The sequence below is a fragment of the Cellulomonas sp. Y8 genome, from assembly GCF_008033115.1.
Taxonomy (GTDB): domain Bacteria; phylum Actinomycetota; class Actinomycetes; order Actinomycetales; family Cellulomonadaceae; genus Cellulomonas.
Genome location: NZ_CP041203.1, coordinates 3,511,818 through 3,532,172 on the forward strand (window position 1 = coordinate 3,511,818; position 20,355 = coordinate 3,532,172).

Annotated in this window: 14 protein-coding genes; 9 read left to right on the forward strand and 5 right to left on the reverse strand. The window is 76.4% G+C overall.

The window, feature by feature from the left end; genetic code table 11:
- Positions 1 to 8 precede the first annotated feature (8 nt).
- The 5 genes from FKM96_RS15950 to FKM96_RS15970 are packed head-to-tail and all read right to left on the reverse strand — an operon-like array spanning position 9 to position 8,451.
- Positions 9 to 1,946 (reverse strand): GAF domain-containing sensor histidine kinase, encoded by a 1,938-nt coding sequence (locus FKM96_RS15950; protein WP_147796059.1) that lies wholly within the window; start codon positions 1,944 to 1,946, stop codon positions 9 to 11.
- Complete coding sequence (gene cydC, locus FKM96_RS15955) at positions 1,931 to 3,979, reverse strand: thiol reductant ABC exporter subunit CydC (protein WP_147796060.1); 2,049 nt, start codon at positions 3,977 to 3,979, stop codon at positions 1,931 to 1,933. Before cydC ends, FKM96_RS15950 begins: the two co-directional genes overlap by 16 nt.
- Positions 3,976 to 5,856 (reverse strand): thiol reductant ABC exporter subunit CydD, encoded by a 1,881-nt coding sequence (gene cydD / locus FKM96_RS15960; RefSeq protein WP_147796061.1) that lies wholly within the window; start codon positions 5,854 to 5,856, stop codon positions 3,976 to 3,978. Before cydD ends, cydC begins: the two co-directional genes overlap by 4 nt.
- 15 nt (positions 5,857 to 5,871) lie before the next feature.
- Positions 5,872 to 6,954, reverse strand: a complete 1,083-nt coding sequence (gene cydB / locus FKM96_RS15965) for a cytochrome d ubiquinol oxidase subunit II (protein ID WP_147796062.1) — start codon at positions 6,952 to 6,954, stop codon at positions 5,872 to 5,874.
- A 12-nt stretch (positions 6,955 to 6,966) separates the two neighbouring features.
- Positions 6,967 to 8,451, reverse strand: coding sequence for a cytochrome ubiquinol oxidase subunit I (locus tag FKM96_RS15970; RefSeq protein WP_147796063.1), 1,485 nt, complete (start codon positions 8,449 to 8,451; stop codon positions 6,967 to 6,969).
- 447 nt (positions 8,452 to 8,898) lie between these two features.
- Here FKM96_RS15970 and FKM96_RS15975 point away from each other — a divergent pair, with 447 nt between their 5' ends.
- The 9 genes from FKM96_RS15975 to FKM96_RS16010 all read left to right on the forward strand — a co-directional run bounded on the left by FKM96_RS15975 (position 8,899) and on the right by FKM96_RS16010 (position 20,352).
- Positions 8,899 to 12,525: an Rne/Rng family ribonuclease gene (locus tag FKM96_RS15975; RefSeq protein ID WP_246855024.1), complete on the forward strand. Its 3,627-nt coding sequence runs from the start codon at positions 8,899 to 8,901 to the stop codon at positions 12,523 to 12,525.
- A 266-nt stretch (positions 12,526 to 12,791) separates the two neighbouring features.
- On the forward strand, positions 12,792 to 13,100 hold the full coding sequence (gene rplU / locus FKM96_RS15980; protein ID WP_203670265.1) for a 50S ribosomal protein L21: 309 nt from the start codon (positions 12,792 to 12,794) through the stop codon (positions 13,098 to 13,100).
- 63 nt (positions 13,101 to 13,163) lie between these two features.
- Positions 13,164 to 13,418, forward strand: a complete 255-nt coding sequence (rpmA, locus tag FKM96_RS15985) for a 50S ribosomal protein L27 (RefSeq protein WP_147796066.1) — start codon at positions 13,164 to 13,166, stop codon at positions 13,416 to 13,418.
- A gap of 88 nt (positions 13,419 to 13,506) precedes the next feature.
- Positions 13,507 to 15,018 carry a GTPase ObgE gene (gene obgE / locus FKM96_RS15990; protein WP_147796067.1) on the forward strand — a complete coding sequence of 504 codons (1,512 nt, stop codon included), beginning with the start codon at positions 13,507 to 13,509 and terminating at the stop codon, positions 15,016 to 15,018.
- Positions 15,019 to 15,169: 151 nt separating this feature from the next.
- The gene (gene proB, locus FKM96_RS15995) at positions 15,170 to 16,318 is read left to right on the forward strand and encodes a glutamate 5-kinase (RefSeq protein ID WP_147796068.1); all 1,149 of its coding nucleotides are present in this window, start codon (positions 15,170 to 15,172) and stop codon (positions 16,316 to 16,318) included.
- Between the two features lie 63 nt (positions 16,319 to 16,381).
- Positions 16,382 to 17,719, forward strand: coding sequence for a glutamate-5-semialdehyde dehydrogenase (locus FKM96_RS16000; RefSeq protein WP_147796069.1), 1,338 nt, complete (start codon positions 16,382 to 16,384; stop codon positions 17,717 to 17,719).
- Between the two features lie 72 nt (positions 17,720 to 17,791).
- Entirely contained in the window at positions 17,792 to 17,947 is a 156-nt protein-coding gene (locus FKM96_RS20795) for a hypothetical protein (RefSeq protein WP_168217004.1), read from the forward strand.
- A gap of 28 nt (positions 17,948 to 17,975) precedes the next feature.
- The gene (gene nadD / locus FKM96_RS16005; RefSeq protein WP_147796070.1) at positions 17,976 to 18,578 is read left to right on the forward strand and encodes a nicotinate-nucleotide adenylyltransferase; all 603 of its coding nucleotides are present in this window, start codon (positions 17,976 to 17,978) and stop codon (positions 18,576 to 18,578) included.
- 1,045 nt (positions 18,579 to 19,623) lie between these two features.
- Entirely contained in the window at positions 19,624 to 20,352 is a 729-nt protein-coding gene (locus FKM96_RS16010; RefSeq protein ID WP_147796071.1) for a hypothetical protein, read from the forward strand.
- Positions 20,353 to 20,355: the final 3 nt, after the last annotated feature.

The window sequence follows — 20,355 nt, forward strand, 5'->3', positions numbered from 1 at the left end:
GGACGGGCTCAGCCCAGGGGGACCTCCCAGGACAGCAGCGTCCCCTGCCCACCCGGGGCCACCCCGAGCGAGAACGTCCCCCCGTGCTGCCGGGCGCGCGCGGCCAGGTTGCCCGTCCCGGACCGGCGGTCGCGGGTCGCGGGCAGGCCGACGCCGTCGTCCTCGACCTCGACGTGCACGGTGCCGAGCGGGCCCGCGCCGCGGACGGTCACGCGCACGGCGACCGACGACGCGTGCGCGTGCCGGGCGGCGTTCGCCAGCCCCTCGCGGACGACGGCGACGACGTCGTCGGTGCGGTCCGGGCCGATCCGCTCGTCGATGAGGTCCGCGACGATGTAGTCGCCGTCCGGCACGGACTCGCCGTCGAGCAGGACGATGAGCGAGGGCGCGAACCCGAGCCCGGTGCGGGCCAGCGAGGCCTCCCGGCGCAGCCGCTCGACGATGCCGGTGGCGGCGTCCGGGTCGCGCAGCGCGTAGACGATCTGCCGGATCTGCCGCACCGAGGCGTCGACGTTGTCGAGGGCCTCCTCGACGATGCTGGTCAGCTCGGACGGGTCGACGCCGCGGGACGACCGGCGGCGCACGGTCTCGAGCTGCATGCCGGTGGCGAACAGCTGCTGGATCGCCAGGTCGTGCAGGTCACGCGCGATCCGCTCCCGCTCGTCCAGCAGCGCCGCCTGGTCCTGGGCGTGCCGGGCCTCCGCGAGAACGAACGCCAGCGCGGCCTGGGAGGCGAACGACTCGGCGGTCGCCAGGTCGCCCCCGTCGAAGGCCAGGGTGCCGACCTTGCGGAGCAGGATGAGCACGCCGACGCCGCGACCCGACGTCTGCAGCGGCGCGAACAGGGCGGAGCCGAACGCGCGCATCGCCGGCACGGTGATCCGGCTGGACCGGGCGAGGGAGTCGATGATGAGCCCCTGGCCCTCCTCCATGACCGACCAGGTCGGGCCGCCCGGGGTGAGCTGCGCGCCGACGAGCGCGTCGGCGTTGTGGCCGTCGGCGAGCTCGATCAGCAGCTCGCCGCCGACGCCGGGCAGGGCGAGCGCGGCGGCGTCCGCGTCGGCGACGTCGCGCGCGGTCGCGGCGATGTGCGCGAGCGCGTCCTCCTCGTCGGCGCCGGACAGCAGCATGGTGGTGATGTCCTGGCCCGCGCGGAGCCAGTGCTCGCGGCGGGCGCCCTCGGCGAACAGCTGGGCGTTCGCGACGGCGACGCCGGCCGTGGCGGCGAGCGCGATGACGGTGGTGGCGTCCTTGTCGGTGAAGCCGCCGTCCTTCTCGGACAGGTACAGGTAGCCGTACACCTGGTCCCGCACGCGCACCGAGGCACCGAGGAAGGACCCCATCGAGGGGTGACCGGCGGGCCAGCCCTGGAATGCGGGGTGCTGCGTGAGGTCGTCGAGCTTGAGGACGCCGTGGACCGGGATGTGCCCGAGGACGCCGCGGGCGTGCGGGGGGTGGCCCATCATCGCGGCGGCGGCCGCGGGGACGCCGGTCTGCACGAACGTCGTGGACTCGCCGCGGGAGTCGAGGACGTTGATCGCCCCGTACGTCGCGCCCGTCAGCTCGACGGAGACCCGGACGAACCGCTCGAGCACGCCCGGCAGGTCCAGGCCCGAGGCCACGGAGAGCACGGCGTCGAGCAGGTCGGCGAGCTCGTCGCCGGTCTCGGACGCGGTGCCGAGCTCCAGGTGCGAGCGACCGCCGGGCTCCCGGACGTGGATCGTCGTGGTGGGGCCGGGGCCGTAGGTCGGGGCGGCGACGCCGAGCGCGGCGGCGCGCTGCTCGGCGGCGGCCGCGTCCTGCGGGCGGGGGCCCGGCTCGCGCCGGACGGGGGCGTGCGGGTCGTGCGGCGCGGTGCCCCGGAGCTCGGGGTCCTGCGGTGCGGCGTCCCGCGGTGCGGCGTCGTGGGGCGCCGCGTCCTGGCGTCCGGTCAGCTCGTCGGCCATGTGCTCGTCGTCCCACCCTCGTCCTGCTCGCTGGCGTGCGCCTCACCGTACTGGGCGTCGGTGGCCAGCAGGTGCGCGTGCGTCCCGCGCGCCGCGACCCGGCCCTCGCGGAGGACCAGCACCTCGTCCGCCGCGGCGAGCGGGGCGAGCCGGTGCGTGACGACGAGGACGCCGCGCGCGGCCGCCTCGTCGACCGGCGCGGGGGCGCCGGTCGCGGAGGGGGCCGCCTCGCGCGGGCCCGCCTCGCGCGGGGCCGCCAGCAGGTCGCCCACCAGGCGGTCGGCGGTCGCGGGGTCCAGGTGCTCGGCCGGCTCGTCGACGAGCAGCAGCGGCGCCGTCGCGAGCAGCGAGCGAGCCAGGAGCAGCCGCCGGCGCTCGCCGCCGGACACGCTCCGGGCGTCCTGTCCGAGCGCGGTGCCGACGCCGTCCGGCAGGCCCGCGAGCCAGTCGCCGAGCCCCGCGCGGACCAGCGCCGCGCGGGCGTCCTCCGGCGTAGCGTCGCCGCGGGCGACCCGCAGGTTCTCCAGCACGGTGGTCTCGAAGACGTGCGCGTCCTCGGTGGTGAGTGCGAGCCGCGCCAGCCGGACGGTCGGGTCGACGTCGGCCAGCGGGATGCCGTCGAGGAGCAGCTCGCCCGCCCGCGGCGGCAGGAAGCCGGCGAGCGTCAGCAGCAGGGTGGTCTTGCCGACGCCCGACGGGCCGACGACGGCCACGCTGCGGCCCGGCGCCAGGTCCAGGTCGAGGCCGGTGACGACCGGGGCGCGGCCGGGCCAGCCGACGGCGAGGCCGCGGGCGGTGAGCCGGGGAGAGGCCGGCGGGGCGGTCGGGCCGGCGAGGGTAGGGCGGGGGAGCTCGGCAGCCGGGGCGTCGGTCGTGGGGGCCTCCGAGGCGGGGCGATCTGGGGTCGCCGTGGCGGGCGTCTCGGCGGCGCGCGCGACCGCGCCCGCAACCGCCGCGGTCCCTGCCCCCTCGTCCGGCGTCGCCGCGTCGTCGAGGACGGCCATCAGCCGGGCCGCCGCCACGCGGGAGCGGTGCAGCTGGATCGCGGCGGCCGGCAGCACGCTCGTCGCCTCGAACGCGGCGAGCGGCGTCAGCACGATCACCGCGAGGTCGACCTCGGCGACGTGGCCGGCGGCCAGGGCCGGGACGCCGACGAGCAGCGCCGCGAGCACGGCGATCCCGACGGCGAGGTTGCCGAGGCCGGCGGCCAGCGCGGCGGGTCCCGCGCCGCGGTCGGTCGCGCGCGCCAGGTCGGCGTCGGCGGCGCGCAGCCGGTCGAGCTCCGTGCCGGTGCGGCCCTGCACCGCGAGCGGGCCGGCGTCCTCGAGCAGGCCCAGGGAGGTGGCAGCCATCTCGGCGCGCGCGTCGGCGGCGCGCTGCTCGGTCGCCCGGGCGGCGCGCTGGGCGAGCCACGGCGCGACCACCCCGGCCAGGACGAGGCACAGCGCGAGCGTCAGGCCGGCGGCGGGCAGGAACAGCCCCATCGCGACGACGGTGCCCAGGCCGAGCACGGCGGCGACCGCGGCGGGCAGCAGGCCCCGGACGACGACGTCGCCGACGGCGTCCACGTCGGCGCCCACCCGGGCGAGCAGGTCGCCGCGCCGCAGGCCGAGCGTGGCGCCGGGCCGGCCCGCGGCGAGCCGCTCGTACAGCGTGGTGCGCAGCCGCGCCATGCCCCGGAGGGCGACGTCGTGCGAGACCAGCCGCTCCAGGTAGCGGAACAGGCCGCGGCCGATGCCGAACGCGCGGACGGCGACCGTCGCCACGGACAGCTCGAGCACGGGCGGCATCTGCGCGGCGCGGGTGATGAGCCACGCGGAGACGGCGGCCAGCGCGACCGCCGAGCCGAGGGCCGCCACGCCGAGGACGACGGCAAGCGCCACCCGGCGGGGATCGACGTCGAGCAGGCGGACGGCCCGCCACAGCGGGTCGGCGGCGAGGCGGCGGGCGAGCGGGCCGCGCGGGGCGGCACCCGCGGGCGCGCCGGCGGCGGGATCGGTGGCAGGGCGCGGGTCGGTGGTCGCGGTGCTCATCGGTCGCCCTCCCCGGGGGCCGGGGCGGTGCCGGACACGCCGGCGGTGGTGACGAGGGCGGACTCGGCGGCGCCGAGACGGGCGACGGCGGCGCCGGCGCTCGGGGCTCGGCCCGGGTCGCCGGCGGGACGGTCGGCGTCCGCCCGGTCCGCACCCGCATCGTGCGCGTCCGCCTCGTCCGCGTCCGCCCGGTCGGTGGCGGGCAGGGGCGCGGACCGCACCGTGACCACCTCGTCGGCGAGCGCGATCAGCGACGGCCGGTGCGCGACCAGCAGCACGGTGCGCCCGGCGGCCCTCAGCGCCCCCACGGTCGCCAGCACGACGCGCTCGCCGGCGGCGTCGAGGTGCGCGGTGGGCTCGTCGAGGACGACCAGCGGCGCGTCCGACAGCAGGGCCCGGGTCAGGGCGACACGCTGGCGCTGGCCGACGCTGAGCCCGGCCCCGCCGCGTCCGAGGTCGGTGTCCCAGCCGTCGGGCAGGTCCGCGACGACCGCGTCCAGCCCGGTGAGGGCGGCGGCCTCGTCGCGACGGGCGCGGGCGGCGGGGTCGAGCCCGGCGTCCTCGGCGCCCGACACGAGCCGGCCGACCGACGCCGGGTCGAGCACGGGCCGCTGCGGCAGCCAGGCGACCTGCGGCCAGTACGTGCTGGGGTCGACGTCGGCGAGCGGCACGACGCGGCCGTCGGCGCCGACGAGCTCGACGGCGCCGGCGTCCGGCCGGAGCAGGCCGAGGAGCACGTCGACGGTGGTGGACTTGCCCGCGCCGCTCGGGCCGGTGACGGCGACGGTGCGGCCGGGTGCGAGCTCGAGGTCCAGGCCGGCGGGCGCGAGCAGGTCGCGGCCCGGGGCGCGGACGGTGACGCCGCGCAGCCGGACGGTCGCGCCGCGCAGGTCGGGGGCGGGGGTGGTGCCCGCTGCGGGGACCGGGGTCTCGAGGACCCGGAACACCTGGTCGGCTGCGGCGACGCCGTCGGTGGACGCGTGGAACTGCGCGCCGACCTGGCGCAGGGGGAGGTACACCTCGGGGGCGAGCACCAGCACGGCGAGCCCGGTCGTCAGGTCGAGGTGGCCGTAGACCAGCCGCAGGCCGATGCCGACGGCGACCAGGGCGACGGCGAGGGTGGTGAGGAGCTCCAGCACCATGCCGGACAGGAAGGCGACCCGGAGCGTGCCCATCGTGGCGCGCCGGTGGGCGTCGCCGAGCGCCTGCACCCGCTTCGCCGGGCCGCGCTCGCGGCCGAACGCGCGGAGCGTCGTCAGCCCGGCGACGAGGTCGAGCACCTGGGAGCCGAGGCGCTGCATGACCCGGAGGCTGCGCTCGGAGCGGCCCTGGGTCAGGTGCCCGATGAGGACCATGAAGATCGGCACCAGCGGGATCGTCCCCGCGGCGATGGCGGCGGACACCCAGTCGAGGTCGAGGATCACGACCAGGACCGCGGGGGTGACGGTGGCCGACAGCACGAGCTGCGGCAGGTACTTCACGAAGTAGGGCTCGAGGGCGTCGAGCCCGCGGGTCGCCAGCGTGACGACCCGCGCGCCCTCGCCCTCGGCCAGCCAGCGCGGGCCGAGGGCGGCGGCGCGGGCGACGACCTGCTCGCGCAGCTCGGCGACCGCGCGGGTCGCCGCCCGGTGCGCGTACCGCTCCTGCAGGCCGACGGCGAGGGCCCGCGCCGCGACGACGGCGGCCAGCCACCCGACCCGCGGGAGCAGGTCGGGCAGCGTGGCCCCGTCGTGCGCGGCGGCGGCGAGCACCTGCGCGAGCAGGATCGCCTGGGCGATCACCAGGCCGGCCGTGACCAGCCCGAGGGCGACGGTCAGGGCCAGGTAACCCCGGGCGGCGCGGGCGTACCGGAGCAGGCGCGGGTCGAGCGGCTTCACGCGGTCGATCGTCCCTCAGGCGCGGGTCGAGCCGTCGGGGGAGGTGCCCCCGTGGGCCGTGGACGCGCCGGTCGTCGGCAGCACCGCGGCGAACGTCAGCCCGGTGTGCTCCGGGATGTGCTCGGCCGAGATGCGCTTGCGGAACACCCAGTACGTCCAGCCCTGGTAGAGCAGGACCACCGGCGTGAGGATCACGGCCACCCAGGTCATGATCGTCAGCGTGTAGTCCGTCGAGGACGCGTTCCGGATGGTCAGCGAGTTCTCCGGGTCGAACGCCGGCATGACGTCCGGGTACATCGAGCCGAAGATCAGCACGACGGCCGCGACGATGACCACGGACGACCACACGAACGCCCAGCCCTCGCGGCGCGCGCGGGTGGTGACGACCACCGCGAGCAGCCCGACGGCGGCGAGCGCCACCGCGGCCCAGGTCCAGGTGACCGAGTAGGCGAGCTGCGCCCACACGGCCCACGCCGCGGCGACCACGAGCGTGATCGGCGCCAGCCGGGCGGCGAGGACGCCGGAGCGCTCGCGCATGTCGCCCGAGGTCTTGAGCGCCAGGAAGATCGCGCCGTGCGTGACGAACAGCAGGGCCGTCACCGCGCCGCCCAGGAGGGCGAACGGGTTGAGCAGCGCCCAGAAGCCGCCGACGTACTGGTGGTTCGCGTCGAGCTCGACGCCGCGCACCAGGTTGGCGAACGCCACGCCCCAGAGGATGCCGGGGATGTACGAGCCGAGCATGATGCCGCGGTCGGCCCAGGCGCGCCAGGTGTCGGTGTTGATCTTGCCGCGCCACTCGAACGACACGATCCGGAAGATCAGGCCGACCAGGATGAGCAGGAGCGGCAGGTAGAAGCCGGAGAACAGGGTCGCGTACCACTCCGGGAACGCGGCGAAGGTCGCGCCGCCAGCGGTGATGAGCCACACCTCGTTGCCGTCCCAGACGGGGCCGATGGTGTTGATCATGACCCGGCGGTCCTTGTCCTTGCGGCCGAGGAACGGCAGCAGCATGCCGACGCCGAAGTCGAAGCCCTCGAGCACGAGGTAGCCGGTCCACAGGACCGCGATGAGCACGAACCAGATGAGCGGGAGATCCATGGCCGCCTCCTCTCAGTACGCGAACGACAGCGGGCGCTCGGCCGCGTCGGGGTCGCTCGGGTCGGGCTGGTTGTCGGGGTTGTCTGTGCTGTAGTCCTTCTCGGTGTCCGCGACGCCCTCGACGGCGTACCGCTTCATCAGGCGGAACCAGAACACCGCCAGCACGCCGTAGACGAGCGTGAACGCGACCATCGAGATGACCACGGTGGTCGGGCTGACCACCTCGGAGACGCCGCGCTCGGTGAGCAGCCAGACGCCGTCCACGCCCCCCGGCGCCGGGTAGACCACCCAGGGCTGGCGGCCCATCTCGGTGAAGATCCAGCCGAACGACGAGGCCAGGAACGGGGTCGGGATCGCCCAGATCGCGATGCGGGCGAGCCACTTGTTGTCCGAGACCCGGCCCTTGCGGGTGAACCACAGCGCGGCGAGCGCGAGCGCCACGGAGCCGGCGGCCAGGCCGATCATGAGGCGGAACGCCCAGTAGGTGACGGTGAGGTCGGGGATGTAGTTGACGCCCTCGCCGTACTGCTCCTCGTAGCGCTCCTGCAGGTCGTTGACACCCTCGATGCGCGACGAGAAGTCGTTGTTCGCGAGGAAGGAGGTCAGGCCCGGGATGCTGATGAGGTGCGCGACGCCGTCGCAGTTGTTGGTGAGGTCGCCGATCGCGAGGATCGAGAAGGCCGCGCCGTCCTCGGTCTCGCAGAGCGCCTCCGCGGCGGCCATCTTGGTGGGCTGCTGCTCGAACATGAGCTGACCCTGAGCGTGGCCGGTGATGCCGAGGCCGACGCCCGAGATGAGCATGGTGAACACGCCGAGCATGACGGCGGGGCGGTAGACCGTGCGGGCCTTCTCGCTGTCGCCGTTGCGCACGAGCCGGACCATCCACCAGGCGGCGATGCCCGCGACGAAGGTGCCGGCGGTGAGGAACGCGGCGGTGACGGTGTGGGGGAACGCCGCCAGCAGCGTGCTGTTGGTGAGCACCGCGACGACGTCGGTCATCTCGGCGCGGCCGGTCTCGGTGTTGAACGTCGTGCCGACCGGGTGCTGCATCCACGAGTTCGCGGCGAGGATGAAGTAGGCGGAGAGGTTGGTCGCGATCGCGACCGCCCAGATCGACGCCAGGTGGATCTTCTTGGGGAGCTTGTCCCAGCCGAAGATCCACAGGCCGAGGAACGTCGACTCCACGAAGAAGGCGGCGAGGGCCTCCATGGCGAGCGGGGCGCCGAAGACGTCGCCGACGAACCGGGAGTACTCGGACCAGTTCATGCCGAACTGGAACTCCTGCACGATGCCCGTGGCCACGCCGATCGCGAAGTTGATCAGCATGAGCTTGCCGAAGAACTTGGTGAGGCGGAGCCAGGTCTCGTTGCCGGTGCGGACCCAGATGGTCTGCATGATCGCGACGAGCGGGGTGAGGCCGATCGTCAGCGGGACGAAGATGAAGTGGTAGACGGTGGTGACACCGAACTGCCAGCGTGCCAGGTCGAGGGCTTCCACGGGGGTGTCCGTCCAGGTGCTGAGGCGAGTGGTGGGGGGCCGAACGGCCCAGGTCGCGGCCGTTCGTCGACGGTATTGCGCCCCGATTCACAAGCGTAGGACAAAGGTCCCGTGATCTGACGCGATGTCGTCTCGTTGTGACTGGTTTCACGAGCGTGACCTACCGCACGTCCCGCGGACCTCTGTGCGATACTGGCTCCGGTCTCCCGGGATCCACACACCCCGGGCGCCACCGTGCTCGCCGCACCAGCGCATCGCGCTGCCAGGCGCCGCCGGCCGGCCGACCCCGACCCAGGGGATCGCGCGGCCAGGCAGGCGATGGCGCCGAACGCCCGTGCAGCGGCCGACACCGACGACTTCCGTCGCCGCGGATCCGCGAGCGACGACCGACGGCCCGAGGGCGCCGAGCGTGTGGCCGGCGTACCCGGGCGTGCAGGAGCACCGCGCGTGACGCTCGACAACACCTCGGACAGCACCACCACCGCAGCGCAGACGGGTGGTGACGCGCCGGCCGAGTCCGCCGCGCCCGCCCGCAAGCGCACCACCCGGACCCGCGCCACGCGGGCCACCAAGGCCGCGGAGCCCGCGGCCGACACGCTGGACTTCACGGTCGGCGACGGCGCGGAGGCCGCCGCACCCGCGGAGGAGGCGCCCGCCAAGCCGGTGCGCCGCCGGGCACCGCGCAAGACCGCCGCGCAGAAGGCGGCCGAGGCCGCCGCCGCGGAGGACGCCGGTGCGCCTGCCGCCGACGCCGCGTCCGCCGAGGTCGAGGCCGGCGCCGAGGTCGCGCCGGCTGCCCCCGCTGAGGGCACCCCCGCCGCGCCCGCCGCCGAGGAGGCGCCCGCCGCCCCGAAGCGCCGCCGCGCGACCCGCAAGGCCGCCGCCCCCGCCGAGCCGCCGGTCGCCGACACCGACGCCGCGCCCGCCACGGTCGCCGCCGCGGAGGCCCCCGCCGAGCCGGCCGCCGCCGAGGCCCCCGCCGCCCCCGAGGCCTCCGCCGCCCCCGCCCGGCGGTCGCGCCGCGCCACCCGCCCCGCCGGGGCCGGCGCCGCCGCGTCGTCCGCCGCGCCCGCGCCGGAGCCGGCCGCCGCGGCCGCCCCGGAGCCGGTCGCCGCGCCCGTCGTCGAGGTGCCCGCCGCCCCGGCGCCCGAGGCCGTCGAGGACGCGGACGAGGACGCCGTCATCGAGCAGCCCGAGGACGAGCAGGTCGCCGAGGCCGTCGAGCAGGCCGAGGAGACCTCGGCCGCCGCGCCGGAGAGCCGCCTGGACGTGCTCGCCGAGCTCGGCCGCAGCCAGTCCGCCGGCGAGCGCGAGCCGGCCCGCCGGTCCCGTGGTCGTCGGTCGGGCTCCCGCAAGGCCGGGGCGCCGGACGCCGCCGCGTCGGAGGCCGCCGAGCAGCAGGACGCCGCCGAGCAGCAGGACGCCGCCGAGCAGCCCGCGGCCGAGAAGCCCGCCGCCGACAAGCCCGTCGAGAAGCCCGCCGCGAAGCAGCCCGCCGGCCAGAAGGCGGACCAGGACCGCGCCGCCTCGGCGCGCCTCGCCACGACCGCGCTGCTGTTCCAGGCGCCCGAGGCCCCGCGCCGCCGGCGCCGCGCCCAGGCCCCGTCCGGCTCGCCCGAGGCGATCTCCGCCGCGGCGCAGGCGGACCTCGAGGCCGCGCAGGCCGCCGAGGCCGCCGCTGCGGAGGCCGAGGCGTCGCAGGACACGCCCGCCGAGGAGCAGGCGGCGCCGTCGCGCCGTCGCGGCCGCCGTGGCCGCTCGCGCGCCGAGCGCGCCGACGTCCCCGCCGAGGAGACCGCCGACGCCCTCGAGGCGGAGGACGCCGCCGCCGCCGACGAGGCCGACGAGGACGCCGAGGAGGCCGCCGCGGAGCGCGCCGAGGACGAGGGCGACGAGAACGCCCCGCGCCGCCGCCGTCGCCGGGGCGGCCGAGGCCGTCGCTCGCGCGGGGGCTCCGACGCCGAGCAGGGCGAGGACGACGCCGAGCAGCCGTCCGACGAGGGCGACGAGCAGGCCGAGGACGCCGAGGACCGCGAGGACGAGGCCGACGAGCAGGGCGAGGGCGACGAGCAGGGCGGCAGCAGCCGCCGCCGTCGTCGGCGTCGCCGCTCGGGCCGCGGGGGCGGGGACGACGCGGGCGAGCAGCCGCAGCAGTCGTCGCGCCGGTCGTCGTCGCGCGGCGGGGACGAGGTCACCGCGCTGCGCGGGTCGACCCGCCTGGAGGCCAAGCGCCAGCGCCGCCGCGAGGGCCGCGACGCGGGCCGTCGCCGCCAGATCATCACCGAGGCCGAGTTCCTGGCCCGCCGCGAGTCGGTCGAGCGGTCGATGGTCGTGCGCGAGGCGCACGGCAAGACCCAGATCGCGGTGCTCGAGGACGGCGTGCTCGTCGAGCACTACGTGTCCCGGCAGGCGCAGGTCTCGATGGCCGGCAACGTCTACCTCGGCCGCGTGCAGAACGTGCTGCCGAGCATGGAGGCGGCGTTCGTCGACGTGGGCAAGGGCCGCAACGCCGTGCTGTACGCCGGCGAGGTCAACTGGGACGCCGCGGGTCTCGAGGGCGGCCAGCCGCGCCGCATCGAGCAGGCGCTCAAGTCCGGCGACTCCGTGCTGGTCCAGGTCACCAAGGACCCGATCGGCCACAAGGGCGCCCGCCTGACGTCGCAGATCACCCTGGCCGGCCGGTACCTCGTGTACGTGCCCGGCGGCGGCATGACCGGCATCAGCCGCAAGCTGCCCGAGCCCGAGCGCGCCCGGCTGAAGAAGATCCTGCGCGAGGTCGTCCCCGACTCGGCCGGCGTCATCGTGCGCACGGCCGCCGAGGGGGCGTCCGAGGAGGAGCTGCGCGCCGACATCGCCCGCCTGCAGTCGCAGTGGGAGGCCATCGAGAAGAAGTCGAAGACCGCGAACGCGCCGGCGCTGCTCCAGGGCGAGCCGGACCTGGCGATCCGCGTGGTCCGCGACATCTTCAACGACGACTTCTCGTCCCTGGTCGTCCAGGGCGACGAGGCGTGGTCGACGATCTCCGGCTACATCGGCGAGCTGGCCCCGGACCTGGCCGAGAAGGTGTCGAAGTACACCGGCACCGGCGACGTGTTCGCGGACCACCGCGTGGACGAGCAGCTGGCCAAGGGCATGGACCGCAAGGTCTGGCTGCCGTCCGGCGGCTCGCTGGTCATCGACCGCACCGAGGCCATGACGGTCGTCGACGTCAACACCGGCAAGTTCACCGGCGCGGGCGGCACCCTCGAGGAGACCGTCACCCGGAACAACCTGGAGGCCGCGGAGGAGATCGTCCGCCAGCTCCGGCTCCGGGACATCGGCGGCATCATCGTCATCGACTTCATCGACATGGTGCTCGAGTCGAACCGCGACCTGGTGCTGCGCCGCCTCGTCGAGTGCCTGGGCCGGGACCGGACCAAGCACCAGGTGGCCGAGGTCACCTCGCTCGGCCTGGTGCAGATGACCCGCAAGCGGGTCGGCCAGGGCCTGGTCGAGGCGTTCTCCGAGACCTGCGAGCACTGCAACGGCCGCGGCTTCATCGTGCACGCCGAGCCGGTCGAGAAGCACAACCACAAGCCGGAGGCGGGCGCGCCCCAGCAGCCGGCCGAGGGCGGCGGCGAGGCCAAGAAGGCGCGTCGCAAGCGCGGCGGCAGCAAGGAGCAGGCGCCCGCGCCGGCCGCGACGCCGGCCGTCCCGGTGCTGCCGGAGGCGCGGGACGCGGTCAAGGCCACGCTCGCGACCATCGCGGCGGCCGCGGCGCACGCCCACGCGCACGACGGCGAGGAGCACGCGGCGCACGGCGACGCGGGGGAGCAGCCCGCCCCCGCCGCGCAGGCTCCGGCCGAGACGCCCGCCGAGGCCCCGGCCCCGGTCGAGGCCGCCACGGACGCGCCCGCCGAGGCGAAGCCCGCCCTCGACGTGCTCGCGGCGCTCGGCGACCTCGCCGCGCGGTCCCCGGAGCAGCCCGCCACGGCCCCGGCCGCCGGCGAGCCGCACCTCGAGCTGACGCCGGTCGACCCGGGCCTGTTCGAGCTGTCCGGCACCGAGTCCGACCCCGAGGACGACGCGTCCTGACCGCTCCGGCGGCCCCGCGCCCACCGCGCGGGGTCGCAGGGAGGCGGTTTGACCCTCTCGGAGGGTCTGCGTATCCTTGAACGTCGGTGCGCTCTGATGGTGAGCCCGGTTGACCCCGGGTCGCTGCGCAGAGGCACCGTTCGTGCGTGACGCCCCAGCGGCGCCGACCTCCCGAGCTCCGCGGCCACCGCGGTGGCGCGCCGGGACCGGCAGCAGGGCGGGGCGCCCCTGAACCTGAAGTTCGACGAGCAGAGATGAGCAGCAACGTGGTGTACGCGATCGTGAAGGCCGGCGGCCGCCAGGAGAAGGTCGCCGTCGGCGACGTCGTCGTCGTCGACCGGCTCGCGGCCGCGGCCGGCGAGACCGTCGAGCTGCCCGCGCTCCTCCTCGTCGACGGCACCGCCGTGACGTCGGACGCCGCGGCGCTCGCCAAGATCAAGGTCACCGCGGAGGTCGTCCGGGACGAGAAGGGCCCGAAGATCGACATCCTGCGGTACAAGAACAAGACCGGCTACCGCCGCCGCCAGGGCCACCGTCAGGCGCTCACCCGCCTCAAGGTCACCGGCATCAAGTGACCTCGCGGGCCTGCCGGCCCGTGACTCCTCCCGTAGACAGCACCGCAGGAAAGCAGGCCTGAGATGGCACACAAGAAGGGCGCGAGCTCCTCGCGCAACGGTCGTGACTCCAACGCCCAGCGTCTCGGCGTCAAGCGCTTCGGCGGCCAGGTCGTCAACGCCGGCGAGATCATCGTCCGCCAGCGCGGCACGCACTTCCACCCCGGCGTGAACGTCGGCCGTGGCGGCGACGACACCCTGTTCGCGCTCGCCGCCGGTGCGGTGCAGTTCGGCACCCGTCGTGGCCGCAAGGTCATCGACATCGTGACGGCGGGCTGACACCGCCGCACCCCAGCACGCTGGCCGGAGGGGCGCACCGCACGACGCGGTGCGCCCCTTCGTCCGTCCAGGAAGGAACCACCCGCACATGGCCGCGTTCGTCGACCGAGTCGTCCTCCACGCCAGCGGCGGTGACGGCGGCCACGGCTGCGCGTCCATCCACCGCGAGAAGTTCAAGCCGCTCGCCGGCCCCGACGGGGGCAACGGCGGCAACGGCGGCAGCGTGATCCTGGTCGTCGACCCGCAGGTCACGACCCTGCTCGACTACCACCACGCGCCGCACCGGCACGCCCCGTCCGGCACCCAGGGCATGGGCGACCACCGGCAGGGCTCGACCGGCCAGGACCTTGTCCTGCCCGTCCCGGACGGCACCGTCGTGAAGTCGGCCGACGGCGAGGTCCTGGCCGACCTGGTGGGCGCCGGCGCCACGTTCGTCGTCGCCGAGGGCGGCCACGGCGGGCTCGGCAACGCCGCGCTGTCCTCCCCGCGCCGCAAGGCCCCGGGCTTCGCGCTGCTCGGCGAGCCCGGCGACGCCCGCGACGTGGTCCTCGAGCTCAAGACGATCGCCGACGTCGCGCTCGTCGGCTTCCCCAGCGCGGGCAAGTCGTCGCTCGTCGCCGCGATGTCCGCCGCCCGGCCGAAGATCGCCGACTACCCGTTCACGACCCTGGTGCCGAACCTCGGCGTCGTGCAGGCCGGCGACGCCCGGTACACCGTGGCCGACGTCCCGGGCCTGATCCCGGGCGCGAGCGAGGGCAAGGGCCTCGGCCTGGAGTTCCTCCGGCACGTCGAGCGGTGCGCCGTCCTGGTGCACGTCCTCGACTGCGCGACGCTCGAGCCGGGCCGCGACCCGCTCACCGACCTCGACGTCATCGAGGCCGAGCTCGCCGCGTACGCGGGGGACATCGGCATCGAGGGCGGCCGGGTGCCGCTGACCGAGCGTCCGCGCATGGTCGTGCTGAACAAGATCGACGTCCCCGAGGCCCGCGAGCTCGCCGACCTCGTGCGCCCCGACCTGGAGGCGCGCGGGCTGCGGGTGTTCGAGATCTCGACCGCGAGCCACGAGGGCCTGCGCCCGCTGACGTTCGCGCTCGCCGAGGTCGTCGAGCAGGCCCGCCGCGACGCGCCCGCCCCCGAGGCCACCCGCGTCGTGCTGCGGCCCAAGGCCGTCGACGAGGCCGGGTTCACGGTCGCGCGCCGGCAGGACGGCGACCACGAGTACTTCCAGGTCCGCGGCAGCAAGCCCGAGCGCTGGGTCCGGCAGACCGACTTCGCCAACGACGAGGCCGTGGGCTACCTGGCCGACCGCCTGGCGCGGCTCGGCGTCGAGGAGAAGCTGCTCAAGGCCGGCGCCGTCGCGGGTGCCGAGGTCGTCATCGGCGACGGGCCGAGCGCGGTCGTCTTCGACTGGGAGCCGACGCTGCTGACCGGGTCCGAGCTGCTCGGCGGGCCCCGCGGGTCCGACGCCCGCCTGGAGGACCAGAGCCGGCCGACCCGCGGGCAGAAGCGCCAGGAGTACAAGGAGCGCATGGACGCGAAGGCGGAGGCGCGCGCGGAGCTGTGGACCGAGCGCGAGGCCGGCCTCTGGCGCGAGGACTGACCCGCACCGCTCCCGGGGCTGCGCCCGGTCGGCAGTGGAACGTCGTGACCGACACGCCGAGGGCGTGTTCGTCACGACGTTCCACTGTCGGGAGGTGTGAGGCGTCCCGGTCCGCGAACGCGACGCCGTCCCGGTCCGCGCCCGGGGGATGATGCTCCCCGTGAGTGCCGCCGCGTTGTCCGACCGCCGCCTGCTGCCCGAGGTCCGCCGCGTGGTGGTCAAGGTCGGTTCCTCGTCGCTCACGGACGGCACCGGCAAGCTCGACCCGGCGCGGCTGCGGGCGCTCGTCGACGTGCTGGCCGCCCGGGTGAACGGCGGGCACCAGGTCGTCCTGGTGTCGTCCGGCGCGATCGCGACCGGCATGGACCCGCTCGGGCTCGCGCGGCGGCCCCGGGACCTCGCGACCCAGCAGGCCGCGGCGTCCGTGGGCCAGGGGCTGCTGGTCGCGCACTACACCCGCGCGTTCCACGAGCACGGTCTCCGGGTCGGCCAGGTGCTGCTCACCGCCGACGACACGATGCGGCGCACCCAGTACCGCAACGCGCAGCGGGCGCTGGAGCGGCTGCTCGACCTCGGCATCGTGCCGATCGTCAACGAGAACGACACCGTCGCCACGGACGAGATCCGGTTCGGCGACAACGACCGGCTGGCCGCGCTGGTCTCGCACCTGGTGCACGCCGACGCGATGGCGCTGCTGACGGACGTCGACGGGCTGTACACAGGGCCGCCGGACCGCGAGGGCTCGCGGCGGATCGCCGAGGTGCGCGGCCCGAAGGACCTGGACGGGATCGACGTGTCCGCGCGCGGGTCCCGGGTCGGCACCGGCGGCATGGTGACCAAGCTCGAGTCGGTGGCGATCGCGACGGCGTCCGGCGTGCCGGTCGTGCTGACGTCGGCGGCCCAGGTCGCCCCGGCGCTGGCCGGCGAGGACGTCGGCACCTGGTTCGCGGCCACCGGCAAGCGCGCCTCGACGCGGCTGATGTGGCTGGCGTACGCGGCCCGCACGCACGGGCGGCTCGTGCTGGACGACGGCGCGGTGAAGGCCGTCGTCGAGCGGGGCACGTCGCTGCTCCCGGCCGGGGTGACGGCCGTCCACGGCGAGTTCGAGGCCGGCGACCCGGTGGAGATCGTCGCCGCCGACGGCACGGTGGTGGCGCGCGGGCTGGTGGCGTACTCGTCGCAGGAGGCGCCCGACCTGCTGGGCCGGAGCACGTCCGAGCTCCGCGCCGAGCTGGGGGAGGGGTACGACCGCGAGCTCGTGCACCGGGACGACCTGGTGCTGGTGCGGCGCCGGCGCTGAGCCGGTCGCGCCGGCGCTGAGACGCCCGCAGGGCGTCCCCGCGTCCGGGACTAGGCTGGCGCGATGACCACCTCGCTCGACGCCCCGGCCACGGACGGGGCCCAGCCCTCCGCCGTGCCCGCCGCGCCGTCGGCCGACGACGTCACCGCCCAGGTGCTCGCCGTGGCCCGGCGCGCCAAGGAGGCGTCCCGCGCCCTGGCCGTGGCGACCCGCGGCACCAAGGACGCGGCGCTGCACGCGCTCGCCGACGCCCTCGTCGCGCATGCGGACGCGATCGTGGCCGCCAACGCCGAGGACCTGGAGCGCGGCCGCGCCGACGGGATCTCGGACGGTCTACTCGACCGGCTCGCCCTGACCCCCGCGCGGATCGAGGCGATCGCCGGCGCGCTGCGCGAGGTCGCGGCGCTGCCCGACCCGGTCGGCGAGGTCGTGCGCGGCTCGACGCTGCCGAACGGCCTGCGGATGCGCCAGGTGCGGGTGCCGATGGGCGTCGTCGGGATGATCTACGAGGCGCGGCCCAACGTCACGGTCGACGCCGTGGGCCTGACGCTCAAGAGCGGCAACGCGGTCGTGCTGCGCGGCGGCTCGGCGGCGGCCCGCAGCAACGCGGTGATCGTCGACGTGCTGCGCGCCGCGCTCGAGGCCCAGGGTCTGCCCGCGGACCTCGTGCAGTCGGTCGACGCCTGGGGACGGGCGGGCGGCGTCGCCCTCATGCACGCGCGCGGGCTGGTCGACGTCCTGGTGCCGCGCGGCGGCGCCGGCCTCATCCGGACCGTGGTCCGCGAGGCGACCGTGCCCGTCATCGAGACGGGCGTGGGCAACGTGCACGTCTACGTCGACGCCACCGCCGACCCGGCCGTCGCGCTGCCGATCCTGCTCAACGCCAAGACCCAGCGCGTGGGGGTGTGCAACGCCGCCGAGACGCTGCTGGTGCACCGCGCCGCCGCCGACGCGTTCCTGCCGTCCGCGCTCACCGCGCTGGCCGAGGCCGGCGTGACGGTGCACGGCGACGCCGCCACGGCCGAGGCCGCCCCCGCCGGCGTCGAGGTCGTGCCCGCCACCGACGAGGACTGGGCGACGGAGTACCTGTCCCTCGACCTCGCGGTGCGCGTCGTCGACGACCTGGACGCGGCGCTCGAGCACATCCGCACCTGGAGCTCCGGCCACACCGAGGCGATCGTCACCCGCGACCTGGCCGCCTCCGAGCGGTTCGTCGCCGAGGTCGACTCCGCCGCCGTCATGGTCAACGCCTCGACGCGGTTCACCGACGGCGGCCAGCTGGGCCTCGGCGCCGAGATCGGCATCTCGACCCAGAAGCTGCACGCCCGCGGGCCGATGGGCCTCGGCGAGCTGACCACCACCAAGTGGGTGGTCCACGGCGACGGGCACGTGCGGCCCTGACCCCGCGTCCGGCGGGCGACCCGCCGGACGTGCGACACTTGACCCTCACTTCGACCCGTCCGGGAGGACCACGTGAACGCTGCGCTGCGCGTCGCCGAGACCGCCGCCGAGCACACGACCGAGCTGCCGTTCTCGCCCGTGGTGTTCGGCATCACCGCCTTCGGCGTCCTTCTCGCCCTGCTGCTCGTGACCTTCGCGTTCCGGAGCGTCGGCACGCGCCACGACTGAGCCGGCAGCAGACGGGGACCCGCATCCGATGACGCAGCGACGAGCCCGGCTGGGCGTGATGGGCGGCACCTTCGACCCCATCCACCACGGCCACCTCGTCGCCGCCAGCGAGGTCGCCGCGCGGTTCGACCTCGACGAGGTCGTGTTCGTGCCGACCGGCGCCCCGTCGTTCAAGCAGGACGTCGACGTCACGCCGGCCGAGCACCGCTACCTCATGACCGTCATCGCGACGGCGTCGAACCCGCGGTTCACCGTCAGCCGGGTCGACATCGACCGGCCCGGCCTGACGTACACCGTCGACACCCTGCGGGACCTCGCGCACGAGCGCCCCGACGCCGACCTGTACTTCATCACCGGCGCGGACGCCATCGAGCAGATCCTCACCTGGAAGGACTCGCCCGAGCTCTTCGAGCGCGCGCAGTTCGTGGCCGTGACCCGGCCCGGGCACACGCTCACCACCGACGGCCTCCCCGCCGACCGGGTGAGCCAGTGGGAGATCCCGGCGCTCGCCATCTCGTCCACCGACGTGCGCGCCCGCGCGCGCGGCGGCAAGCCCGTCTGGTACCTGGTGCCGGACGGCGTCGTCCAGTACATCGCGAAGCACGGTCTGTACCGGGGGAGCGAGTCGTGATCCACGAGATCGCCCGCTGCGTCCCCGGTCCCGAGGAGGCCCCGAGATGAGCTCGTCCGGCAGCCCGCTGACCCGACGGGAGCTGCGGGAGCGCGAGGCCGCGCGGCTCGCGGAGCAGGAGCGCGCCGCCTCGGCGGCCGCCGCGCCCGAGGCCGGTCAGGCGACCCCGCCCCGCGGCGTCGGCCGGGCGTCCGGCGGTGCGGCCGCGCCTGCGACCCCGGCTGCGCGTGCGACGCCTGCTGCGTCGACGACCCCGGCTGCGTCTGCGACGCCTGCTGCGCCTGTGACCCCGGCGGCGCCCCCGACCCCGGCCGGCTCGGCGCCCTCCACCGCGTCGCCGTCCTCGCGGCGCGCGCTGCGCAACCCGCCCGTCTCCGCCGTCGGCCCGGACGGGTCCGCCGCGCCGTACCAGGTGCCCGGCCTCCAGCCCGAGCAGCCCGCGCGCACCCGGCGGTCGATCCGGACGTCCGACGCGCCGCACGGCGGCGCGGCTGCCGCGCCCGGTGCGGGTGCTGGTGCCGCGGGTGCCGGTGCCGCGGGCGCCGGTGCGGCCGCCGCGCCGCGACCGTCGTCGCCCGCGGCGCCGCCGCGCGTGCCCGACCTGTGGGCAGCGGCCCAGCGGGACGCCGGCGGGTCCGGTGCGCCGTCGCCTGCCGCGCCCTCGACCTCGGCGGGCGCCTCCGCGTCCTCGTCGCCCGCGGCCGGCTCGGCCCGGCCCGGCGCCGCGCCGTCGCGTGTCTCCGGACGCGGGGACCGTGCGTCGTCCGCCGACTCGCCGGCCGCCGCTGGTACGGCCGGTGCCGCGCCGTCGGGCGCTCCCGCGCCGTGGGCCCGCACGGGTGCGACCGGTGCGGCGTCCGGTGCCGCTGCTGCGTCCGGTGCCGCGCCCGGTGCCCCGAGCGCGCCCGGCGCCTCGACTGCACCCGGCGCACCGACCGCGGCCCGTGCGGCCGATCCCGCTCCCGCCGCCCCGGGCGCCGCCGCGGGTCGTCAGACGCGCCCGGCTCCGGCCGTCCCCGGCCAGGCGCCGGGCACCGACCGGCCCGTGGCCACTCCGCCGTCGGACCAGCAGCCCGCGCGCCGCAGCGCGACGAGCTCACCCGGCCGCGCGTGGCCGCCCGCCGCGTCGGCGACCGCCGCCGCGGGCGCGTCCGCCGCGCCCGGCACGACGCCGGCCGCCCCGGGGCAGCAGCGCGGCGCCGGTGCGGCCTCCTCGTGGACCGCCTCCGGCGCGTCCTGGCGCCCGGTGCCCGGCGACGCCGCGTCGGCCGGCACCGGGACCACCGCCCTGCCGACGACCGGGTCCGCCGCCACCTCGAGCACCGCGGCACCGGTCGCCCCGGCGAAGCAGGACCGGTCCAACGCCGGCCCCGCGCGCACGGCGCCCGCCGCGTCGGCCGCCACCGCCCCGGCGGCCCCCGCGCCGCAGACGACCGCCGAGGACGACGACGAGGCCCCCGTCCCGCAGTGGCAGAGCCTGCTGCGCGCGATGGCGCCCGCGCCGCTGCCCGAGGACGAGGCCGAGATCACCGACGCCACCGGCGACATGCTCCGCGGCGTGCACGCGGACGAGGAGATCGACGAGATCGACGAGCAGCCCGAGCGGCTGCGCAAGCCCCTGCCGTACACCTGGCTGCAGTGGGTCATCCTGGCGGTCGTCGCGTTCGTGCTCGGCTTCCTCATCATCTTCGTCGCGAACACCGCGACCAACGGCGCGGGGCCCGACGTGCCCGCCGCCGCGGCGACGGCGCCGGACGCCGCGCCCGCACCCTGACCT